Source organism: Pantoea sp. SM3, from assembly GCF_000963995.1.
Classification (GTDB): Bacteria; Pseudomonadota; Gammaproteobacteria; order Enterobacterales; family Enterobacteriaceae; genus Pantoea; species Pantoea rwandensis_B.
This window is the reverse complement of the sequence record NZ_JZRD01000021.1, coordinates 104,677-124,190: the sequence shown is the minus strand read 5'-3', so window position 1 is coordinate 124,190 and position 19,514 is coordinate 104,677. Positions and strand designations below refer to the sequence as shown.

Annotated in this window: 24 protein-coding genes; 11 read left to right on the top strand and 13 right to left on the bottom strand. The window is 51.7% G+C overall.

The features are described 5' to 3' along the window. Positions 1-109 precede the first annotated feature (109 nt). On the top strand, positions 110-832 hold the full coding sequence (locus tag VI01_RS13830) for a GntR family transcriptional regulator (RefSeq protein ID WP_255353430.1): 723 nt from the start codon (positions 110-112) through the stop codon (positions 830-832). Between the two features lie 80 nt (positions 833-912). Here the strand turns inward: VI01_RS13830 and VI01_RS13825 are convergent, their stop codons facing one another. Next, entirely contained in the window at positions 913-1,158 is a 246-nt protein-coding gene (locus VI01_RS13825) for a DUF2543 family protein (protein ID WP_045815631.1), read from the bottom strand. Between the two features lie 13 nt (positions 1,159-1,171). Continuing rightward, entirely contained in the window at positions 1,172-1,654 is a 483-nt protein-coding gene (locus VI01_RS13820) for a cold-shock protein (protein ID WP_045815630.1), read from the bottom strand. Between the two features lie 202 nt (positions 1,655-1,856). Here VI01_RS13820 and VI01_RS13815 point away from each other — a divergent pair, with 202 nt between their 5' ends. Further along, a complete protein-coding gene (locus VI01_RS13815; protein ID WP_045815629.1) occupies positions 1,857-2,555 on the top strand; it encodes an RluA family pseudouridine synthase in 699 nt (232 codons plus the stop codon). Between the two features lie 15 nt (positions 2,556-2,570). On the opposite strand, the gene VI01_RS13810 is transcribed toward VI01_RS13815, so the two are convergent. From VI01_RS13810 to VI01_RS13795, 4 genes are all read right to left on the bottom strand, one after another. Further along, a complete protein-coding gene (locus tag VI01_RS13810) occupies positions 2,571-3,110 on the bottom strand; it encodes a DUF2058 domain-containing protein (RefSeq protein ID WP_045815628.1) in 540 nt (179 codons plus the stop codon). 94 nt (positions 3,111-3,204) lie between these two features. After that, positions 3,205-3,555: a DUF1304 domain-containing protein gene (locus VI01_RS13805; protein WP_045815627.1), complete on the bottom strand. Its 351-nt coding sequence runs from the start codon at positions 3,553-3,555 to the stop codon at positions 3,205-3,207. Positions 3,556-3,615: 60 nt separating this feature from the next. Beyond that, complete coding sequence (locus VI01_RS13800) at positions 3,616-3,885, bottom strand: hypothetical protein (protein ID WP_045815626.1); 270 nt, start codon at positions 3,883-3,885, stop codon at positions 3,616-3,618. A gap of 64 nt (positions 3,886-3,949) precedes the next feature. Further along, positions 3,950-4,375: an N-acetyltransferase gene (locus tag VI01_RS13795; protein ID WP_045815625.1), complete on the bottom strand. Its 426-nt coding sequence runs from the start codon at positions 4,373-4,375 to the stop codon at positions 3,950-3,952. Between the two features lie 379 nt (positions 4,376-4,754). Between VI01_RS13795 and yajD the strand changes: the two genes are divergently transcribed. Next, complete coding sequence (gene yajD, locus VI01_RS13790; protein WP_034824111.1) at positions 4,755-5,102, top strand: HNH nuclease YajD; 348 nt, start codon at positions 4,755-4,757, stop codon at positions 5,100-5,102. Between the two features lie 65 nt (positions 5,103-5,167). Here the strand turns inward: yajD and VI01_RS13785 are convergent, their stop codons facing one another. Continuing rightward, a complete protein-coding gene (locus VI01_RS13785) occupies positions 5,168-5,839 on the bottom strand; it encodes a DUF3313 domain-containing protein (RefSeq protein WP_082082063.1) in 672 nt (223 codons plus the stop codon). A gap of 172 nt (positions 5,840-6,011) precedes the next feature. On the opposite strand from VI01_RS13785, the gene VI01_RS13780 reads away from it, so the two are divergent. After that, positions 6,012-6,233 carry a hypothetical protein gene (locus VI01_RS13780; protein WP_045815624.1) on the top strand — a complete coding sequence of 74 codons (222 nt, stop codon included), beginning with the start codon at positions 6,012-6,014 and terminating at the stop codon, positions 6,231-6,233. Here VI01_RS13780 and VI01_RS13775 read toward each other — a convergent pair. Both VI01_RS13775 and VI01_RS13770 read right to left on the bottom strand, forming a co-directional pair. Next, complete coding sequence (locus VI01_RS13775; protein WP_045815623.1) at positions 6,221-6,841, bottom strand: TetR/AcrR family transcriptional regulator; 621 nt, start codon at positions 6,839-6,841, stop codon at positions 6,221-6,223. The two genes, VI01_RS13780 and VI01_RS13775, sit on opposite strands and share 13 nt — an antisense overlap. Positions 6,842-6,942: 101 nt before the next feature. Continuing rightward, the gene (locus tag VI01_RS13770; protein WP_045815622.1) at positions 6,943-7,815 is read right to left on the bottom strand and encodes an EamA family transporter; all 873 of its coding nucleotides are present in this window, start codon (positions 7,813-7,815) and stop codon (positions 6,943-6,945) included. Positions 7,816-7,883: 68 nt separating this feature from the next. Between VI01_RS13770 and VI01_RS13765 the strand changes: the two genes are divergently transcribed. Beyond that, complete coding sequence (locus VI01_RS13765; protein WP_045815621.1) at positions 7,884-8,405, top strand: MarR family winged helix-turn-helix transcriptional regulator; 522 nt, start codon at positions 7,884-7,886, stop codon at positions 8,403-8,405. A gap of 357 nt (positions 8,406-8,762) precedes the next feature. Next, positions 8,763-10,082 (top strand): FAD-binding oxidoreductase, encoded by a 1,320-nt coding sequence (locus VI01_RS13760; RefSeq protein WP_045815620.1) that lies wholly within the window; start codon positions 8,763-8,765, stop codon positions 10,080-10,082. A 47-nt stretch (positions 10,083-10,129) separates the two neighbouring features. On the opposite strand, the gene VI01_RS13755 is transcribed toward VI01_RS13760, so the two are convergent. Continuing rightward, the gene (locus VI01_RS13755; RefSeq protein WP_045815619.1) at positions 10,130-10,981 is read right to left on the bottom strand and encodes a Vmh family MBL fold metallo-hydrolase; all 852 of its coding nucleotides are present in this window, start codon (positions 10,979-10,981) and stop codon (positions 10,130-10,132) included. Between the two features lie 120 nt (positions 10,982-11,101). Between VI01_RS13755 and VI01_RS13750 the strand changes: the two genes are divergently transcribed. The 3 genes from VI01_RS13750 to VI01_RS13740 all read left to right on the top strand — a co-directional run bounded on the left by VI01_RS13750 (position 11,102) and on the right by VI01_RS13740 (position 13,949). Next, positions 11,102-11,980, top strand: coding sequence for a LysR family transcriptional regulator (locus tag VI01_RS13750; protein WP_045815618.1), 879 nt, complete (start codon positions 11,102-11,104; stop codon positions 11,978-11,980). 68 nt (positions 11,981-12,048) lie between these two features. After that, positions 12,049-12,732 carry an O-methyltransferase gene (locus VI01_RS13745; protein WP_045815617.1) on the top strand — a complete coding sequence of 228 codons (684 nt, stop codon included), beginning with the start codon at positions 12,049-12,051 and terminating at the stop codon, positions 12,730-12,732. A 65-nt stretch (positions 12,733-12,797) separates the two neighbouring features. Further along, positions 12,798-13,949 (top strand): dienelactone hydrolase family protein, encoded by a 1,152-nt coding sequence (locus VI01_RS13740; protein WP_045815616.1) that lies wholly within the window; start codon positions 12,798-12,800, stop codon positions 13,947-13,949. A 4-nt stretch (positions 13,950-13,953) separates the two neighbouring features. On the opposite strand, the gene VI01_RS13735 is transcribed toward VI01_RS13740, so the two are convergent. Then, positions 13,954-14,928: an AEC family transporter gene (locus tag VI01_RS13735; RefSeq protein WP_045815615.1), complete on the bottom strand. Its 975-nt coding sequence runs from the start codon at positions 14,926-14,928 to the stop codon at positions 13,954-13,956. 91 nt (positions 14,929-15,019) lie between these two features. Between VI01_RS13735 and VI01_RS13730 the strand changes: the two genes are divergently transcribed. Continuing rightward, positions 15,020-15,907: a LysR substrate-binding domain-containing protein gene (locus tag VI01_RS13730; RefSeq protein ID WP_045815614.1), complete on the top strand. Its 888-nt coding sequence runs from the start codon at positions 15,020-15,022 to the stop codon at positions 15,905-15,907. A gap of 316 nt (positions 15,908-16,223) precedes the next feature. Continuing rightward, positions 16,224-17,561 carry a DUF4105 domain-containing protein gene (locus VI01_RS13725; RefSeq protein WP_045815613.1) on the top strand — a complete coding sequence of 446 codons (1,338 nt, stop codon included), beginning with the start codon at positions 16,224-16,226 and terminating at the stop codon, positions 17,559-17,561. Positions 17,562-17,578: 17 nt separating this feature from the next. Here VI01_RS13725 and VI01_RS13720 read toward each other — a convergent pair whose 3' ends face one another. Both VI01_RS13720 and VI01_RS13715 read right to left on the bottom strand, forming a co-directional pair. Then, a complete protein-coding gene (locus tag VI01_RS13720; RefSeq protein WP_045815612.1) occupies positions 17,579-18,292 on the bottom strand; it encodes a substrate-binding domain-containing protein in 714 nt (237 codons plus the stop codon). Next, a complete protein-coding gene (locus tag VI01_RS13715) occupies positions 18,261-19,331 on the bottom strand; it encodes an ABC transporter substrate-binding protein (protein ID WP_045815611.1) in 1,071 nt (356 codons plus the stop codon). Before VI01_RS13715 ends, VI01_RS13720 begins: the two co-directional genes overlap by 32 nt. Positions 19,332-19,514: the final 183 nt, after the last annotated feature.

Here is a 19,514-nt window from a genome sequence, read left to right as displayed (position 1 = left end):
TCCCATCGTTCCCTATTCTGTGATCGACCGCAGAATGCACAAAATATCCCATATTTATTTTTGCTGTATACACACTTTTTCTGTAGGTTAAGCAGGAATTACGTGCGGAATGTCATCACAGGAGGTCACATTGAGATCGGGAAAAGCAGCGTTATACGAAGATTTAAAACGCCTAATTTTGACCATGGAACTGGACCCAGACGAGCTGCTGGATGAAGCCAGCCTGACGGGACAATACGGTTTATCTCGCACTCCTGTGCGTGAAGTGTTTCAGCGCCTGGCGGGGGAAGGCTACTTAGAAATCGTCGAAAAACGCGGCGTGCGCGTCATCCCGATGAGCCATTCCACACTGCGCAATTTCTTCCTCGTTGCGCCGATGATTTACGCCGCCACCGGTCGGTTAGCGGTACAAAACTTCAAGCCCTCCCAGCTGAAATCGTTGAAAGAGACACAAAAGCGCTTCCGTAAAGCGGTGCAAACACGGGATGCCGAAGCGCTGGCGCTGGAAAACAATCGTTTCCACGAAATCATGGGCGAGATGGCAGCCAATCCTTATTTACAGCCCAGCCTGGGGCGCTTACTGATCGACCACTGCCGCATCGGCCACACTTTCTTCCGCCCGCAGAATGAAGACATGGAACGCCGCCTGCAGTTAGCCGCCGAACATCACGATGCCTTTATCAGCGCGATTGAAGCGCGAGATGAGCAGAAGGTGGTGGATCTGGTGTTCGAACACTGGGAGTTGTCGCGGGAAAATATGGAAATCTTTATCGCGCCGCAGGGGTTAAAAGCGGACGATCTGGTGCAGTCACCGGAAGGAAATAAACTGTAATTTTCGAGTTGTCGATGTTAGACGATAAGACGGCCTTAGGGCCGCCTTCAAATATGTCGAGTACCGCTAAACAACTGGGTTTAGTCGTTGCCCCACTCATTTAAAAAGTTGGCAATCTCATCGATACGCACCGCTTGAATACCCGCTTCACGCGCCATCTCTTGCTGCGCCTCTTCGCTGATCTCTTCATTATTATTCAGACGAGTCAGCAATAACTGGAAGTAGTGCGCCAGTGCATCAAGTTCTGCTTCGCTCACATCGTGTTCGGATTCCGAAGCGTACTCTTCAGCAATGTCATAATATTTCAGTGGAATGTTGTTATTCATTATCGGCTCCCCGTTAAATTTTGAGCATTTTCACTGCGGCATCAATGTCGATCTCATCTTCGGTAAAGATCAGCGTCGTACCCTGGAAAGTGGTTACCGCCAGTTTTTTCACTGAACGCATTTCATCAGGTTTGACGTCGGTCTTAGGTTTGATGTTGTTCATCAGAATGCCCACCGACAGTACGGTGTTTTCTTTATCAATACGGGTATCAACCGGCTCTTCTTCACTGTAAACCACGAAGGATTTAATCGACGTCAGTTTCAGGCGTTCACCGGCGATAAAGATATATTTGCTGTCTGGTATCACTTTGACCGCGAAAGCGGATAAACCTTTGTTATTGGTCGTGGGTTCGAACGTCACTGCCGCATCTTTTTTAATCTGATCAGGGTTGGCGACCTTAATCACATGGAAATAACGGTTGTCTCCGTTTTCATCTTTGATAAATCCAAAACCTTTGTCCTGAAACCAGGTTGTGATCGTTCCGTTCATCGCCATTACCGCCTACTCAATCGTTAATCTAATCAGTTTTTTGCAGCGCGCAGTGTAAAGCACATTGCCTGCGCAGACTACGCCTTTGCTGTAAGTCTGGACGATAAATTTCTGCTGTGCGAGCGGGAGGCCGGGTTAAGCGGGCAAAATTCGTCAGCCCGCTGAAAATTGGTTATTATCCGCACCCACTTCACAGTCTGGCAGTCTGATGTCTACGATTATCGATACCTTTATAGCTCCGCCGTGTTCGGCAGAGATCGCGATTCTCTATCAGGATGAGCATTTGGTATTGATCGATAAACCCGCCGGTTTGCTCAGCCTTTCAGGAAAAAATCCACAAAATCTCGATTCCGTTCATCACCGTCTGGTGAAGTTGTTCCCCGGCTGTACTTTGGTGCATCGCCTCGATTTCGGGACATCCGGATTGATGGTGGTGGCACGCAATAAAGCCATCAACGCTATGTTGTGCCAGCAGTTTAGCCAGCGAAGCGTGACAAAAATTTATACGGCGCTGTTGTGCGGACATCTGAACCGCGACCAGGGCACGATTGACGCCGCGATAGCAAAAGATCCGGCGCTGTTTCCATTGATGTCGATTTGTGCCGAGACGGGTAAACCTGCACGTTCACGCTATCAGGTGACAGAACGCTTAATGCGCGAAGGGGATGATGGCATGCTGATACCTGTTACGCGGGTGCAGTTGATACCAGAGACGGGGCGCACCCATCAATTACGTATTCACTGCCAGCAATTGGGCCACCCAATTCTTGGGTGTGACCTGTATGGAGGATTGCTGCAGCCGGGTACGGAAAAGACACCCCGGCTGATGCTGCACGCCAGTGAACTACATTTTGTCCATCCCATTAGCGGGGAGAACATCACTGCGCGTCATGCCAGCCCGTTTTGACACGGGCTGCATTCCTTACCACATCAAATCATCAGGCACTTTGAAATCCGCGTACGGATCGTCCTCATCCTGCTCTTCCTGACTTAATGCACTGTTCAACACAATGCTGTCTGCATCACGCTGCGCAATTTTATCGGCTACGCTGGCGGGAATAATCGCGTATTTGCTTTCGCCACTGCTATCCGCCGCCAGGCGTGCGATCGCCAGACGACCATTGATCAGCTGCGTTTGCGTGGTCTTATCCACGCTGATTTTCTTGATTAAATTGTTGTCGGTGAAGTTAAAGTCAATTGTTCCTTTTGCCACGGTGATGGCGTTCATTTCAATCAGGTGTTTAACCTGTGCCTTGTACTCTTTGGATAAAGTGGCTTGTTTCTGCTGCTCGCTTAACTGCTTATCACGCTCAATTTGCGCTTTTTTATTCTCTTCCACCGCTTCACGGGCTTCACGAGCCTGTACGCGAGACTTCTTGGCAGTGCGCTGCACTTTGGCCATTTTTTTGCTGGAGACGAGTCCAGCTTTGAGCATCTGCTCTTGTAAGGTGAGTTTTGTCATCTTCGTCTCTAAAATTCGTTAAAACCTGGCCGGATTATACCTGTAATGCAAAGGCTGATCACGGCGAGGTTTGAGATCCTGATGAATCGGCCTATCAGCGCAGGAGTAATGCCAGCAACGCAATCAGAGCTGGCAGTGCCTGCACATAAAGAATTTTTCGGCTGGCGGTCATCGCGCCGAAAATCCCGGCAATGAGCACGCAGATGAGAAAGAACAGAGTGACAGGCACACCGTTTTCTCCCAGCCATAACCCCCAGAGTAAACCCGCCGCCAGAAAACCGTTATAAAGGCCCTGATTGGCCGCCAGCACACGGGTTTCGCGCGCAAAGTCGACGCTGAGTTTGAAGGCTTTCCGGCCGGTTTTCGTCTCCCACAGAAACATCTCCAGCACCAGAATGTAGATATGAATCACGGCGACGAGAGCAACAAGGATATTGGCTAACACGGAATTCCTTAATTGAGCGTTCTTAAAATGTATGGAAAGTTTAAGCCAGATTAGCGCCGGTTATTTTTTCCGGAAAAAAAGATTAGCGATAGCGGTTAATATCCCAATGAATGGCATCGTGATAGCCCCCGCTCGAAAATTATGCTGATCAATGCGTTTTTCTTTACGGATGTCATTAAAACGTGAAAGTGCTGCCTTTTCATCGGCCGCGCTGACTTCTTCAAACTGTTGTTCGAATCCCTGACGGGTTAACAGAGTTGCTCCTTTAATGTCTGACTTTTGCAGCGCCACGATCTGACTTCCTTTTTTATAAAAACAGTATTCAGGCATTCGATATTCCTTATCAAAAGAGGTAACAGCAACTTATCAGCAGTCGCGAATGTGTGCCAAGCTTCTAAAGCGTTTTTTTCATGAAAATGCGACTTGCGCCTTCCGGTAGGCAGGCAATGCGGCCAAACTCCTCCCAGCCGTGTTTTTTATAAAACTCAGGCGCCTGAAAACTAATGGTATAGAGAAAAGCTGAAATGCAGCCTCGATTTCTGCCTTCTTCTTCAGCATGTGTAAGAAGTTTTTCTCCTAAACCTTTCGATCTCAGTTCTGAGGGTAAATAAACAAGATCGATAAACAGTATCCCAAGATAGGTACGCCCGAGTATTCCTCCCAAGACCTCTTGCGTTTCATTGCAACGTATTACCACTGATAGCGGCAAATGGTCATTGTAACCTGTCATATCCGTATTAAATGCCGTCAGCCCAGCATCAATGGGTTGTAAATGTTCTGGCGCGATAACGGCGGATACTTCAACTGATAAATTTTCCATATATCACCTGAGGTCAGTTTAAATGCCTTTTAATTTCATGATTCGGTCCGGACTAGAATAACGAATATCACCAGGACATTGCATTAGCGTTTTCGTCATAAACTACAGTCATGCACAATGCAGTTATCTTACCGATCCGTTTTACCCCAGGAACAGAACAACGCTTGCCATGATGATACCTGACGCGGCTCAAACCCTCTTTCCCTGGCCCACAGCGGATTATTACTGCACACCAGCGGCAAGTGTAGCCATGCTGGTTCGAGGTTCGCCAGCATTCACTGATTCAGCAGGGCGAAATCAGCACACGCCTGGCGATGGTTTTGCGCTATATTGGCAGCACTAACACCCGAATATCTTTGTGAAACAGGTAACATTGGCAATGGCTCTGATCCCTAAAAACTATGCGCGGCTGGAAAGCGGCTACCGTGAGAAAGCATTAAAAATCTATCCATGGGTTTGTGGACGCTGCTCACGGGAATTTGTTTACTCCAACCTGCGCGAACTCACCGTGCATCATATTGATCATGACCATACCAATAACCCGGAAGATGGCAGTAACTGGGAGTTGCTGTGTCTGTTCTGCCATGATCACGAACACTCCAAGTACACTGAAGCTGACATGTACGGCACCAGAGTGGTCGCCGGTGAAGATGCGCAGAACGATGTGGAAGCAGCAACCTATAATCCCTTCGCGGATTTAAAGTCGATGTTAAATAAAAAGAAATAAGCATCACTGATTTCCGATGCTGCCAGCTTGCCAAATAGGGGCTGGCAGCCTCTACTGCAAGGGGTTTACTGGCGTAATTTTTCTAACAACTGTTCCGCGCCTTTATCAATCCCGGTTTCAGCCGCACTGAGCGAACCGAAGGTCGCACCCACGTTCATGGCGTTGGGGTATTGTTCCGCGACGTATGCCAGTAAGAGTTCATTTGTTCCCGCATCTTTCACCTCTACGGCGAAATTAACGTATCCACTCATCAAGCCACGTCCTCCACGTACCGACTGAACGATATTGTACGGCCCGCCGGCTAAATCAAATTTTGTGAATGTGCCTATCACCTGCGGCGTGGTATCGGTGCCGGTCAGCGTCAGTTTCAATTTGAGCGCTGGAACCGTCCCGGCTGGGGGATGGGTGTTAAATTTCTCCGCCAGCACTTCCTCAAACTTTTTATGCATATAATCAGCCAGTTGACGGCGATCATCCACAGACAATTCATTGAATTGCGCATCACTCCCGCTATAAATCTCGACCGGTTCAATGCTGATGCTACGGTATTTACCCCAGTCCACGGGAGCGGCATAACGGAATGGAATACGATCGCTGTCATCCGAAGTATTAGGCGACATACGTGATGCAGAGGCGATACCAGCATATTTCACCGGGCCGGTAGACGAACAACCGACAGCGGTAAAAGCAGCCGCGAATACAAGGCTACGACACAACGGGCTGAACAAACGACTCATCTTGAAATTCTCCGATAACATTGATAAATGAACTGTACGGTTTAGTTAATATCAGTTAGCATCAATCTGTCAAGAAGGGGTTTCAGGGTGTGACATCGTGATGCGGGGGCAGAGAGGTGAATGCAAAACGTTTGTTTGTGTCGAGTGAAAGGGTTAACGGAAACTATGTAGGATGATGGTCGGATTAGCGGCAATTTTGTTATTGCTCTTTCGCGCCATCCGCAATCTGGGGGAGATATTTTATCTCTGGAAATTAGGCATAAAACGAGGCGGTTTTTATGCGGTCAGGGTTTGGGGAGCGCGCCTCAAACCCTTGATAGTACTCCTGGTGATCGACACCATTGTCGTGCTGACGCTCATTTTCAACTTGTCAGTCAGGATTCAGTTGTTTTGACCAGCACCTTTGAGGAACAACGAAACGGCGTTTTGCACCATGGTCGTCACCTCACTTTTCGTATAACTCGGCAAGGTCCGCTGTAGGAATAATTCATCGACTTCAGCTTTTACCAATGATGAAAATTGTTTGGCGCGTAAGGCTGGGTTGCCGCCGATCAATTCCCCGTTGGCGATGTGATGCTCCATCACCGTCGTCAGAGCGTTCATACTCTCCCGCACACCGGACTCATGAAAAAGCGCGCCGATGTTGGAATGACCTGCTTCTCCAACCACCATTCTGTACAACTGTAAGGCCTTCCAGTCTGACGTCAGCGCTCCCAGCATGCCCTCGCCAAAACGCTGTAACTTCTCACTTAACAACAAGGTTTGAGTTTCCGGGTCGTTAAGTTCTTCAGCCGCATGCATCAGAAAGTTAGTACTAAAACATCTGACAACAGCTTCAAAAAGGCTCTCTTTGGAGGAGAAGTAGTTATACAGGGTCGCCTTGGAACAACCGGCCTGCTTTGCAACGCTATCCATTGAGGCTCGCTCATATCCTTGTTCGAGAAACACGGCTGAAGCGGCGTTGATAATGTCAGTTCTTTTTTGTTCGGTTAGCGTACGCATCACTCTCTCCTTTGTCGGCGATGAATATTAACAAAACCAGGTGGTTCATTAAAGGAGAGAGGATGGTGGATTCGACGTCCAATACAATGACGAGTGAAGCCTTATTTGCCACGAAGCGATGTGCGCTGCACGAGCAACACGCTGATTAAAACGATGACCAGTCCGACAAAAGCTGTGCCGCTCATCACCTGAGATAACACCATCCAGCCCAGCAGCACGGCGGTAATCGGGCTAAGTAATCCGAGCGATGCCACCGCAACGCTGGGCAGGCGGCCAATACCCCTGAACCACAACCCGTATGCCACAAATGCACCGGCCAGGGATAGATAGGCATAGGCGCCCCATTGCGGCAGCGTCAGTGTGGGGAGTGGGGCGTCAATCAGCCACGCTGCGGGTAGCAACATTATTCCACCCAGTATCAACTGCCAGCCGGTAAGCGACATCACCGGCAAATCCATTTTCCAGCGACGAGTCAGCCATACGCCTGTGGCCATACAGGTCGAGCCCAACAGCGCTGCCACAATGCCGACGGGTTCGAACACCGTTTGCGGAGAGAGTAATAGCAAGGCCATCCCGACAACCCCGGCCAGCGCTGCCCATAAAGTGATGCTTGCGGGCGCACGATGTTCAACTCCCCATGCCAATAGCATCACCAGCAGCGGTTGTATCGCGCCTAATACGGCAGCAAGCCCGCCGGGCAGTCGATAGGCAGCAACAAACAGCAGCGCCTGAAAAACACCGATATTCAGCGCACTAAGAATAATGAGCCGACCAATATCGCGGCTGGCAGGCAGGCGACGAGTGAACAGTAACAAAAATAAACCTGCAGGAAGTACCCGAATCAGCGCCGCCGTAAAAGGGCGGTCGGGTGGCAGAAATTGTGTTGTGACAATGTAGGTCGATCCCCAGATTGCCGGGGCCAGGGCCGTCAAGATCACGTCACGCCAGTACGAAAGAGAGAAAGAGGATTGCATCATTTTGCCTTTACCTTCAATTCAAGATAAAATCAGCGTGCCCACTAATTACCTTGAAGTCAAGATAAATGAATGATCAAAGTGAAACCCGACCTGATGCTGTCGATCTCATCCTTCAACAGTGGCAGCGCGAGCGGCCAGATTTAGACTGCAGCCCGATGGGACCGATTGGACGTCTAAAGCGTTGTACGGCGCTGATTGAACAGCGTCTTGAAGAAGCCTTTGCAGCGTTTGAATTGAGCATGTGGGAGTTTGATATGCTGGCAACGCTGCGCCGTGCTGGAGCACCTTACAGTTTGAGTCCCACCGAGTTGTTTTCGACGCTAATGGTCACCTCGGGCACCATGACGCATCGCCTAAAGCGTCTTGAATCCAGAGGGCTGATTACCCGGCAGGTAAATGCAGAGGATGCGCGAAGCATGCTGGTGCAATTAAGTCAGGACGGGCTGACGTTGATCGACCGTGCGGTAGAAAAACACGTGGATAACGAAAGAACGATTTTGTCTGGGCTCTCCTCTGAAGCGCTGATGGCACTGGATAGTCATCTGTCAGGCTTACTACGCTCGCTTGAGGGATCCCACCGGCGTTAATCACCGGCTTCACACGCTTGAGCGTGGTGACAGAGCGATGGGTAGTCCCCATTCAGGCTACCGAAATTCAATTCAGGTCCGGTGTTGTTGTGTCAGCTGAGCACACCGGATCCATCAAACACCTCATCGCCAATCACCGCATTTGAACCCTCGAATTTTTGCGATCCATAACACAATCGTATCGTGATCATATTGACAACATTTCATGAAATTCAGTAAAACTTTATACATCATGTATACATGATAAATACCCGTGAAATGCATTAAATACTTACGCTTTACACCGCTAACAAACCCTACGTTGTACGGGCAATCCGCCAGTACAAAAAATGAAAAACGTGTATTGGAGTAACGGAATTGCAAAAGATCACCTCACTGCCTGCCGATGATTCGATGCCGGGTTGGTTTCATACCAGTGCCGCTCGCACGCCACGCCCCGCGCATATTGGTCAGAAAAAAGTGCGCTTCGCCATTGTGGGTGCAGGCTTAACTGGCCTGGCGGCAGCGCGACAATTGGCGCTGAATTTTCCCCACGATGAAGTGGTGCTGATTGAGGCACAGGAGGTGGGATATGGATCGGCAGGGCGAAATGCCGGTTTTGCCATTGATGTACCGCATGATATCGGCGCGAAGGATTATATCGGTGACGTCACCATTGCGAATAAAGTCCTGAAGCTGAACACATTAGGGCAAAACTATCTGCGTCAGATTGTGCAGGGACACGGCATCGAATGTCAGATGACCGAATCCGGTAAATACCAGGCTTCAGTCGGTGAACAGGGCACAGCGATTCTTGAAGCTTATCGCAGCGGATTGGCAAAGATTGGGCGTGAATCCGAAATGATTGCGGGGAAAGATCTGCCCGAACATATTGGCACTTCTTACTACAAGCAGGCGCTGTTTATTCCCGGCACGATCTTGTTGCAACCCTCAGCATTGGTTAAAGGTCTGGCGGATAATCTGCCCGCGAACGTCACGTTGTACGAGTACACACCGATCACATCGATCGATTACGGGGACAAAGTGACACTGGTGCATGACAAAGGCAGCATCACCGCGGAAACATTGATTCTCGCGAATAACGGTTTTGCGTCGCATTTTGGCTTCCTGCAACGCCGTCTGCTGCCAACGTTCCTCTACGGCAGCCTGTCGCGTCAGTTGACGGAAGAGGAGCAGGCTCGATTGGGGGGTAAAGCGGTGTGGGGAGTGATTCCGGCGCATCCGTTTGGCAGCACCATTCGTCGTACGGTGGATAATCGTATTCTGGTGCGCAACAGTTTCAGTTTTCATCCGGACGGACGACCGCGCGAGAAATACCTCAAGCAGTATCTGGAAAACCATCGCAAATCCTTTGAACGCCGTTTCCCGATGCTGCCGCAGGTGGATTTTGAATACACCTGGAGCGGGGCGATTTGCCTGTCAGAAAACCACGAAGGCTTCTTTGGCAAACTGGCACCGAATGTTTATGGTGCGCTGTGTTGCAACGGATTGGGCATTACGCGCGGCACGGCAACCGGCAAATTAATTGCGGATATGATCGCAGGCGAGAAAAACGAACTGATCGATTTCCTCACCCAATCGCCGGGTCCAAACCGCACGCCAGCGGAGCCTTTCCTGTCGATTGGTGTTAATTCGGTGCTGAAGTGGGGTCAATACCGCGCAGGCATGGAAGTATAAGAAGACAATAGCCGCCAGTCATCATGGCGGCTTTCACCTTTGACCGTTTACCACTTCATCTCGCCGGTATTCACTTTGCCACTGAGTTCCAGCGAGCTTTCATCCGGCAAATTCGGATAGGCTTTTTTCATCGCCTCAATCACTTCTGCCGAACCTTTGTGTTGCTGAAGTGCCTGTTCAAAAGTTTGCAGATAGTTAAGGGTAAATGTCACCGCACTATCACCCGCCGGACGTGCGCCGATGTAATGCCCTGGAATGACCACCTTCGGCTTGAGTTGCTGTATTTCTTTGAGCACGCTGCGCCATTGCTCACGGCTGGCGGGTGTTTGCGTATCCGCTGTCCAGACGTGGATGCCTGCCGCCACGGCGGTGCCACCCAGTACGGCTTTGTTGCCGGGGATCCACAGATAGGCTGATTTATCACCCGCATGGCGCAACTCTACACGCTCTCCATCCACGCTGAACGACGTCTGATGGGTAATCTGCGGGACATATAGCTGGTTTGGCGCGCCGCCCGGCATTTTCGGGCCCCAATAGGCTAATTTCGCCGTTTTGGTGGCCTCGATGTGTTCAACCACTGTTGGTGACGCAACAATTTTTACCTGTGGGAAGGCCTTCACAATCGGCTCGAGGCCAAAGTAGAAGTCAGGGTCGCCTGAGGTAATCACGATCTGCGTGAGTTTTTTACCGCTCGCTTTGATCATCTCCACCAGTTTTTCGCCATCTTTCGGGCTGAATTGTGCATCGACCAGCAGCGCTTCGTGTGGCCCGGTAATCAGTGTTGACGATACCGGAAACACCCCTTGTTCCTGTGGGTTGTAAACCGCCAGCTGCAGCGGGGTAGCAAATGCTGGGCTGGCTGCCAGTGTCAGCACCAACGTCAGTGACTTCATCTTCATCTCATTTTCCTTTCAGTGCCAACATGGCCGGTAAGCGCACCATTGTAAGGATTTTGCTGTCTGCTAGAATTCCCGCAAATAGAGATGGTCAGTTTCGTAAAACGATCAGATGGAGAGCAGATGGACAGAGTGACAGCGGCATCGGTATTTAATCGCATCTGCGAACTTGGCAGCCTAAGTGCTGCGGCGCGAGCGCTGGCAATCTCGCGGCCGATGGTGAGTCGTTATCTGGATGAAATGGAAAAATGGGCGGGTGCACGTTTGCTGCACCGTTCATCACGTCGCCTGACCATCACCCCAGCCGGGGAAAAAGTGCTGGAGAAAACTCGCATGCTGGCACGCCTGGCTGATGAGATCACCGGACAGGGTGAGCCGGGGGAACCACAAGGGACATTGCGCGTAGCCTGTGCGCATTCCACCGCGACCCATATTCTGGGGCCGATGATCCCGGCATTTTTGGCTCGCTATCCACTGTTGCGCATTGAGTTAGAAATCAACAACCAGCCGGTCAGCCTGGTGGGTGAGCGCATTGATGTGGCGGTCAGGATTACCGACAATCCAGAACCGGGCGCGATTGCCCGCCGTCTTGGCGAGTGCGTTTCCGTGGTGTGCGCGGCACCCGATTATTTGCGCAAGCATGGCATCCCAGAAACGCCGCAGGATTTGGGTCAGCATAACTGCCTGCACTACAGTCGCTTTGCCGGGCAGAGCTGGCAGTTCAACGATGCCAATGGCGATGCGCTGACGACCGCTGTGAGCGGCAACTTCAGTGCCGGTATCTCATCAGTATTGTGTGATGCTGCCATCGCCGGATGCGGCCTGGCCATGGTGCCAGAAATGGAAGCGCGTATCGGAATAGCCAACGGTCAGTTGCAGTGCGTGCTGCCAGACTATACGCCGAAAACCCTGGGTATTTATGGGTTGTATATGTCGCGCGAGCGCCAACCCGCTGCACTGCGACTGTTTCTTGATGCGGTGCAGCAACAGCTGGTTTCATAAATACATCACGCATAACGTCATAGAGTTGTGTTATGTCTTGGGTATCTGACAAGCAAGGAGGACTCAAGATGCGCATTCCCGATTACCCTTCGCAACATAACGAACAGTGGGCACAAGTCGATAGTTACTTTGCGGACGCATTGGCAGCCGAGGATGTGGTGCTGAAAGCGGCATTAGCGCATAACACTGCTCAGGGCTTACCGGTGCACGATGTTTCGGCGTTACAGGGCAAATGGCTGGCATTGATGGTGTCGATAACAGGTGCAAAGCGCGTACTGGAAATCGGCACGTTGGGGGGATACAGCACCATCTGGATGGCCAGGGCGCTGCCGGAAAACGGCCAAATCATCACCCTCGAATTCAATCCACATCATGCCGAAGTCGCCCGTCACAATCTCGCTCTGGCGCGTGTACACGACCGTGCAGAAGTGATTGTGGGTGCTGCGCTGGATACCTTGCCAATGTTGACTGCGCCGTTTGACCTTATCTTCATTGATGCCGATAAGGTCAATAATCCTCATTACCTTAGCTGGGCAATGAAACTCGCCCGTGTTGGGACGGTGATCATCGCGGATAACGTGGTACGCGGAGGGGCGGTAGTCGCTACTGATAGTGAGGATCCTCATGCCTGCGGCCTGCGTGAGTTCGTCGATATGATCAACCAGGATCATCGATTGGAAGCCACTGCACTGCAAACGGTTGGCGAAAAAGGCTGGGATGGACTGATCATGGCGGTGGTGAAAAGCTTATAAGCACTTAATTGGTGATAGTATCCGTTTGCGAATATCACTAATCGTTAATAAGGGAGTATTAACTGATGCGCCACTGGGCTACTTACTTTGTTCTCATCTCTGGTTTGATGGGGGGCAGCCACTTCAGCGCAGCCACACAGACAATCGTCGCTACGCAACTCGCGGGATTGATACGTGCGCCCCTCGCCTTAACGATAACCTTGCCTGACGGGCAACGTGCTGTGTTGGACGCGTATGTCACAAGACCCGATACACCCGGTGTGTTTCCCATCGCGCTCATCACCCACGGCACCGATGGCACCGAGCAAAGCGATCGCCAACAGCTCACGCCAAACCGATTCTCAGCAGCCGCCATCACCTTTGCCCGACACGGTTATGCCGCGGTGGTGGTGATGCGTCAGGGCTATGGTCAATCGACCGGCCACAACGATTATCAAGGCAACAGCTGCGCCCAGCCGCAACATGCGTTAGCAGGGAAAATGGCGCGAGAGGATCTCCTTGGGGCATTGGTGGCGATTCGTGAACAGCCATGGGCAGCACAACATCAAGCGGTGCTTGTCGGTCAGTCATCCGGTGGATTTAGCGTGCTCGCCGCCAGTGCCCTGAATCCGCCCGGCGTACAGGCTATTATCAGCTTTTCAGGGGGGCGCGGTGCCATGGGAGAAGGTCAGATTTGTGATAAAACCTCACTGCTGGCGGCGCTGAAAACGTATGGTCAAACCGCACGCATCCCAACGCTCTGGCTTTACTCCGCCAATGATCAGTCGTTTTCACCCCAGCTTGGCAAGGAGATGATTAAGGCTTACCGTCACGCAGACGCTAAGGGGAAGCTGGTCACTCTGCCGGCCTTCGGTGACGATGGACACGATTTACTGATATCTGCACCAGAGGAATTCTGGTGGCGCAGCGTCTCGTCGTTTCTGAGCCAGCAACGTTTGCCGAACCATGAAGTGGTGTCGATTTCTGAAGTCGTGCTTGCTGCACCTGCAGGATTGACCACTTCAGGTCAACAGGCGTTCAAACACTACCTGTCAGATCGCGGCTATGAAAAAGCGTTCGCCAGCAATGGTGAAGGTGTATGGGGAAGCGCCCACTGGGCTCGCACCCAGCAGGATGCGAACCATGAAGCGCTGGCGTATTGCGAGCAGTACCGTGAGAAAGGAGAGGCGGCTTGCACAGTCTACGCCGCTGGAGATCAGCGCTCAGCGGCGAAATGAAACACTATGCGATCGGCGTCACCTGCATAAAGTGCATGATCGCCACCAAGGTGACAATCGACAGCACCGTGGAGATCAGGATTGCGCCTGAAGTGATTTGTGCATCGCGCCGGTAATATTCTGCCAGCATAAAGGGTCCGGTGCCGGTGGGCAGTGCTGCCAGCAGTATCGCCATGTTGGTCAGATCCTGCGGCAGATGGAACAGCCAAACGGCTAAAATCCATGTCAGCAGTGGCTGCATCACTAACTTGGCAACGACCACCAGGCCCACCGTGGTGAGGCTCATTTTGGCCGCAGTGGGCAATTCGCTCACCCTGGCTTTTTGTCGGCTGGCAAGAAACACCCCTAAACACACTAGCGCGCAAGGACTGGCCGCGCCGCCGAGCAATTTCAGGAAAGTTTCAACGCTGCCTGGCATGGTCAAATTCAAGCTGGAACAAGCTGCGCCCAACAGCGGCGAGATGATCAGGGGATTTTTCAGAATGGCGCGGAGTACTTTGATCGCCAGGCGATGAAATTCACGTTCACTCTGCAAACCAATCTCGATCATCGCGATGGCAATTGCGAACAGGATACACGCCACCACAATGGTGGCCGTGGTGGTCGGGATCAGGCTGCTTTTACCAAAAATCAGTAACAACAACGGGAAACCCAGATAGCCGGTGTTGGGATAGGCGGCGGCAACGCCATCGACGCTGGCATCGGCAGTGGATTTGCCTTTGAATTTTTGGCAGGCAAACACGATAACAAATGACGCGGCGCAGGAAAGGGCAAACGCCCAGAAGAATCCCGGTTGATAAATGGTATGCCATGGCGTGTGTGCCATGATGTCAAACAGCAGCGCGGGCAGCGCCAGCCAGACCACAAATTTATTCAGTTCCGTCGCCGAGGTCGGCCCTAATACACCCAGCATGCGGCAAGCATATCCCGCCACAATCAAGCCGAAAACCGGCAAAAGAATCAGAAACGTAGCTATCATTGTGTCCTCCCAGTAAGCTGAAGGACTCTAGTGCCTTTAGTGATGCAGATCCAATAGCAAATTTGGCCGGGATTGATACGGAAAATGAATCATGCTTGATATGAAGCCGCTGCGGTATTTTATCGCGCTGGCAGAAGTGAAAAATTTCCACCGTGCCGCGGAACGTCTGCATCTGTCACAGCCGTCCTTAAGTCGCCATATCGCTGCACTGGAAAAAGCGGTGGGTACACAGCTGGTGGAACGCAATACGCGCCAGCTCATGCTGACGCCCGCCGGTGAGAGCTTCTACCAGGATGCACGTAAGATCCTCGAATCACTCCAGCAGGCGCAACAACTGGCGCGTGACACCGCAGCGGGCAAATCGGGTTTATTGCGCGTGGGTTTCACTATGTACTCTGCACACAGCGTGATCCCGGAATATGTGCGATTGATCCGCCATCACTTCCCCAATATTGCTCTGGAGTTGGAAGAGGCCGTCACTGAAGACCTGCCGGATAAAGTGCTGGCTGGTGAAGTCGATTTAGCGGTATTGGTGGAAGGAAGTGCACGCGTGGGCATGCAGACATTAACCGTGTTGACCGAGCCTTTATGTGTGGCCATGTCGCGCACACATCCTAAAGCGAGAAGTCGGAAGTTGCAGATCGAAGATCTGCGCGAGGATCCTTTTGTGATGACTTCCGCCAGCGCGGGGAGCCGGTTAACCGCAGTGATCATGGATTATTGCCGGGCTCATGGTTTTGAACCTATGGTCAGTCTGCAGGTTCGTCTGCAACACACCATGCTTAGCCTGGTCAATGACGCCAGTTATGTGGCATTGGTGCCTTCGTCTGTCCAGCAACTCAAAATGGATGGCATCGTCTTCAAACCGTTGGCGGATGCGCCACAGGTCAATCTCGCCGTTGCCTGGAGCAGTGATAACCGCAATCCCTGCCTCAACAGTTTTATAAAACTGCTCATTCAGCGACATGCAACGTTGTGAAATCGACGCCAGCCGCATGATGTTCTGCGTTACAGCCACTATCAACAATTAAATCAGATAATTAGAAATTTAAACTTCCAGCAACCAGTGGCGGTTTCAGCCTGAAATCGCCACAAATATGGCATCACACTGTGCAAAAAATGAGCCGATATTTACTTTATCATTAAGCCAATTTTAATCTTCACCACGTAGAGTGCCCTCACAGTCACAACCATCAGTAAACGAAGTCAGAATTGCCGAGGCCCGACAGAACTCCTGTTATTTGCCCGCGTCTACAGAGCGTACTGAGCTGTGTGTTATCCGCTGGAGAGTAGCTTTGCTGCGACTATTATTTCTGCTGATGGGTGGACCGGCACTAAGAGCGGGTTGGCCTTATCTCGCCGGGCTTGGCCTGCTGTGCACGAGTGCCAGCGCCGGGATCGCCATGGATTTGTTGCAACATGGAAGTTTATCGTTACCTTTGCATATTTTAGGGGTATTGCTGGCGGTAGAAGGGTTAGCCGAAGCGATGGGGGCAATCTATTCACCCGCCGGTATTGCCTGGCCACTCCTGATGAAATCTGCTGGGTTGATGTTGTTTGGTGTCCTGGTATTCATTGCACCGCATGACAGCAGCATCTGTTTCTCGCTGGGCTATGCGTTGATTTTTCTTCTGGATGGCGGTTTTCGTGTTATCTCATGCAGCCTGATGCGCTGCCGACGCTGGACGCGAAAGTTCGGACTGGGATGCGCGGAAATCCTGTTCAGTGTCCTGATTGCCACACATTGGCCGCTGGCACCGCATGTGATTGTGCCACTGTGTTTTGCACTTTTGCTGGCAGGATGGGGCATCAATCTATTGTTTATGGGAGCGCAAATTCATGCGCTGCCAGAGAACACCAGTGTCACCGCACTGCCTCTCTTTACCCGCAAAGGGCTGCGTGCGCCGCATGGATTGAATTATGAACATCCGCCGCTGCAGGCTGCGCATGCCAGTGTGCCGCTCAATGTCTACATCTGGACGCCGCTGGGTTCGGGCGATGTCGCCGGACGCCGTCCATGGTTTGACCGTTGGGTAGCGGCGATTGACCATCGCGGTGAAGTGTCAACCGGTCATACGTTTTTAGAGATGGGTGAAGAACTCTATATCAGTCTTTATCCGGTTGATGACGTCTCGCGCAGCTTGCGCGGTTTCCTGCAAACGTTATGCGCAAAAGAGGAGTTTGACGTTGAGGGCTGCTTGCTGCCATCACTGGAAAGTGAGATCAAAAGGTGGTGTCGTCCGGATAAACGTCTGGTTCTCACGCACTACAATCAGGCAGCATTGCGCCATTACTGGCGAGCGAATGCAACGGATACCCGCTATAACCTCACATCACGCAACTGTTCGACCAGCGTAATACAGGCACTGGACGTTGCCACTGAAGGCTTGTTAGGTGAACAGGGTTTAAAAGGTCTTTGGGTTCTCCTCAATCCCGATTTTTGGTTGTTGAGTCTGGTACGCAGCCGGGCTGAGGGTATGACCTGGACGCCGGGACTGGTGATGGACTACTGCATTTTGCTGCGCCGGGTGCTGGCAGCCAATGAGCAAACCAGCCGATATCGCAAAATCCTTAACCGTTTGAGAGTCGAACTGCTGGGCGCACGGATGGTCGTGCGCAGTTTGTTACGCTAACTGTTTGAACGCAGTACTCAGGTAAATCCATGTTGTTGCAGAATGGTTTTGGCCGCTGCGGTACTGAGAAAGGTGGCGAGGGGGACGGCTGAGCGTGTGAGCATTGCCCAGGCATATTCCGCCTGAATGTTGAACGGTTTAGGGATGAGAAATACCTGCAAATGTGAATGATGAATTAGGCGTGGGGCATAGCTGGCGTAGCCAATGAAGAGATCTGCGTGCTGTTGGTCGATTAACCATTGTGCTGCCAGTTCGCCCGTAGGGATAGCCAGACTATCGATGCCACCCACCAGCTGACGCGCGCGCTGCTTCAAACGTTCCCCCCAGCCCGGATAAGCCTGTTCGATATTGCCAAATAACTGCCAGGTGTAATCACCGGAAGGGTCGCTTAACGGCGTAGATGTCCCCAGCCGCAGATCGTCACGTTGTAAAAGTGACAGCCAGGTGTCGTTTTTAGTGACAACGTCACGCCTGGCGGTCAAACATAAGCTGTTTGCGGTAAACTTATCGGTGTCGGTTGCCAGGCCGCGCTGTAAAAGCGTGGCCGGATGGTGAAGATTGGCGGAGGCAAACAGATCGCAGCGTTCACCTTGCTCAATCCTCTGCCGAAGCAGGCCAGCCGGTCCAAATTGGGTGTCGGTCGTCAAGCCGGTCTGTTGATGAAAGGCTGCCATCAGATCGGGCCAGACACCCCGCAAACTACCTGCTGCCAGAATGTGCAGTGTTGTCATGATAGGCGGTCCGATAGAAATGCTGATACCAGCGATCAGCCTGCTGTTGCATATCAATATCGCGGAATTTTTCCGGGTAGAGTTTCTTCGCCATCCAAAGTTCGCCTAAGCCGATGGCTTCTGGCATCGGATAGCCCCAGGCTTTGGCATATTCTGGCATCAACCAGACCCGATGATGCTTCACCGCGTCAATGGTGCGCCAGCGTGGGTCCTGTTGAATTTCATCCACCACCTGCGGATACCGATCCTGGACAAAAATCACCTGAGGGTTCCACGCCACAACTTGTTCCATACTCACTTGTTTGAAACCTTGCACGGTCGATGCCGCAACGTTGTAGGCGCCCGCGTGCGACATCATCAATCCGGTATATTTGCCAGAACCATAAGTGGTGAGATCCGGATTGGCCATGTAAGCGCGAACACGCTGTTGCTCAGTTAACCCTTGCAGACGATCGCTCACCTGTTTGCGTCCAGCAAACGCCGCCGCAATCAGCTCTTTGGCCTGTTGCTGCTTATTCACCACCTCGCCAATCAAGGTAATGCCTTCTGTGATACCCAGATCGTAGGCTTGATCCTCATTCTGCATGCTGGGGTTAATCTTGCCTTGTTGTCCCGCATCGTCATGGCGTAAAGAAATCGCCAATACCGGAATGCCCAGCGCCGAAATCTGGTCAATCATCTCTTTTGGCGCGTAGTTGGTGACAAACACCACCTGCGGATGCAGCGCCACCAATTTTTCTAAATCGACGTGGGTCAGATCGCCCAGCATGGCTTTCTGCGTCAGCTCTGGCACCAGTTGCGCGTAGCCATCACCTAACTGTTGCTTCCAGTTCGCGAGGATGCCGACGATCTTATCGGTCGCATTGAGTTGCACCAGCAGATTCAGTGTTTGGTGCTGAAGTACCACCACGCGATCAACCTGATCAGGGATCGTCACCTGACGGCCAATCTGATCGGTCACCACCCGGCTGGCGAAGGTGTTCAAAGAGGTAAACGTGAGTAAGCCCGCCAGAATCAGGCGGTTAAGCGTTGTGTTCATGAGTTATCCCTGCAGCGTAATACAGAGGATTATATAGCGCTAGAATGCAGACGCCTATGACTGATTATGCGGCACGCAGTCGTCGGAGGACATGGCACAGCGTCATCTGCTACTATATCGGCCCAATTGCAGCGTGATCCGCTGTCAATTTTCACCTCTCAAATCAAAACAAAAGTCATCGGG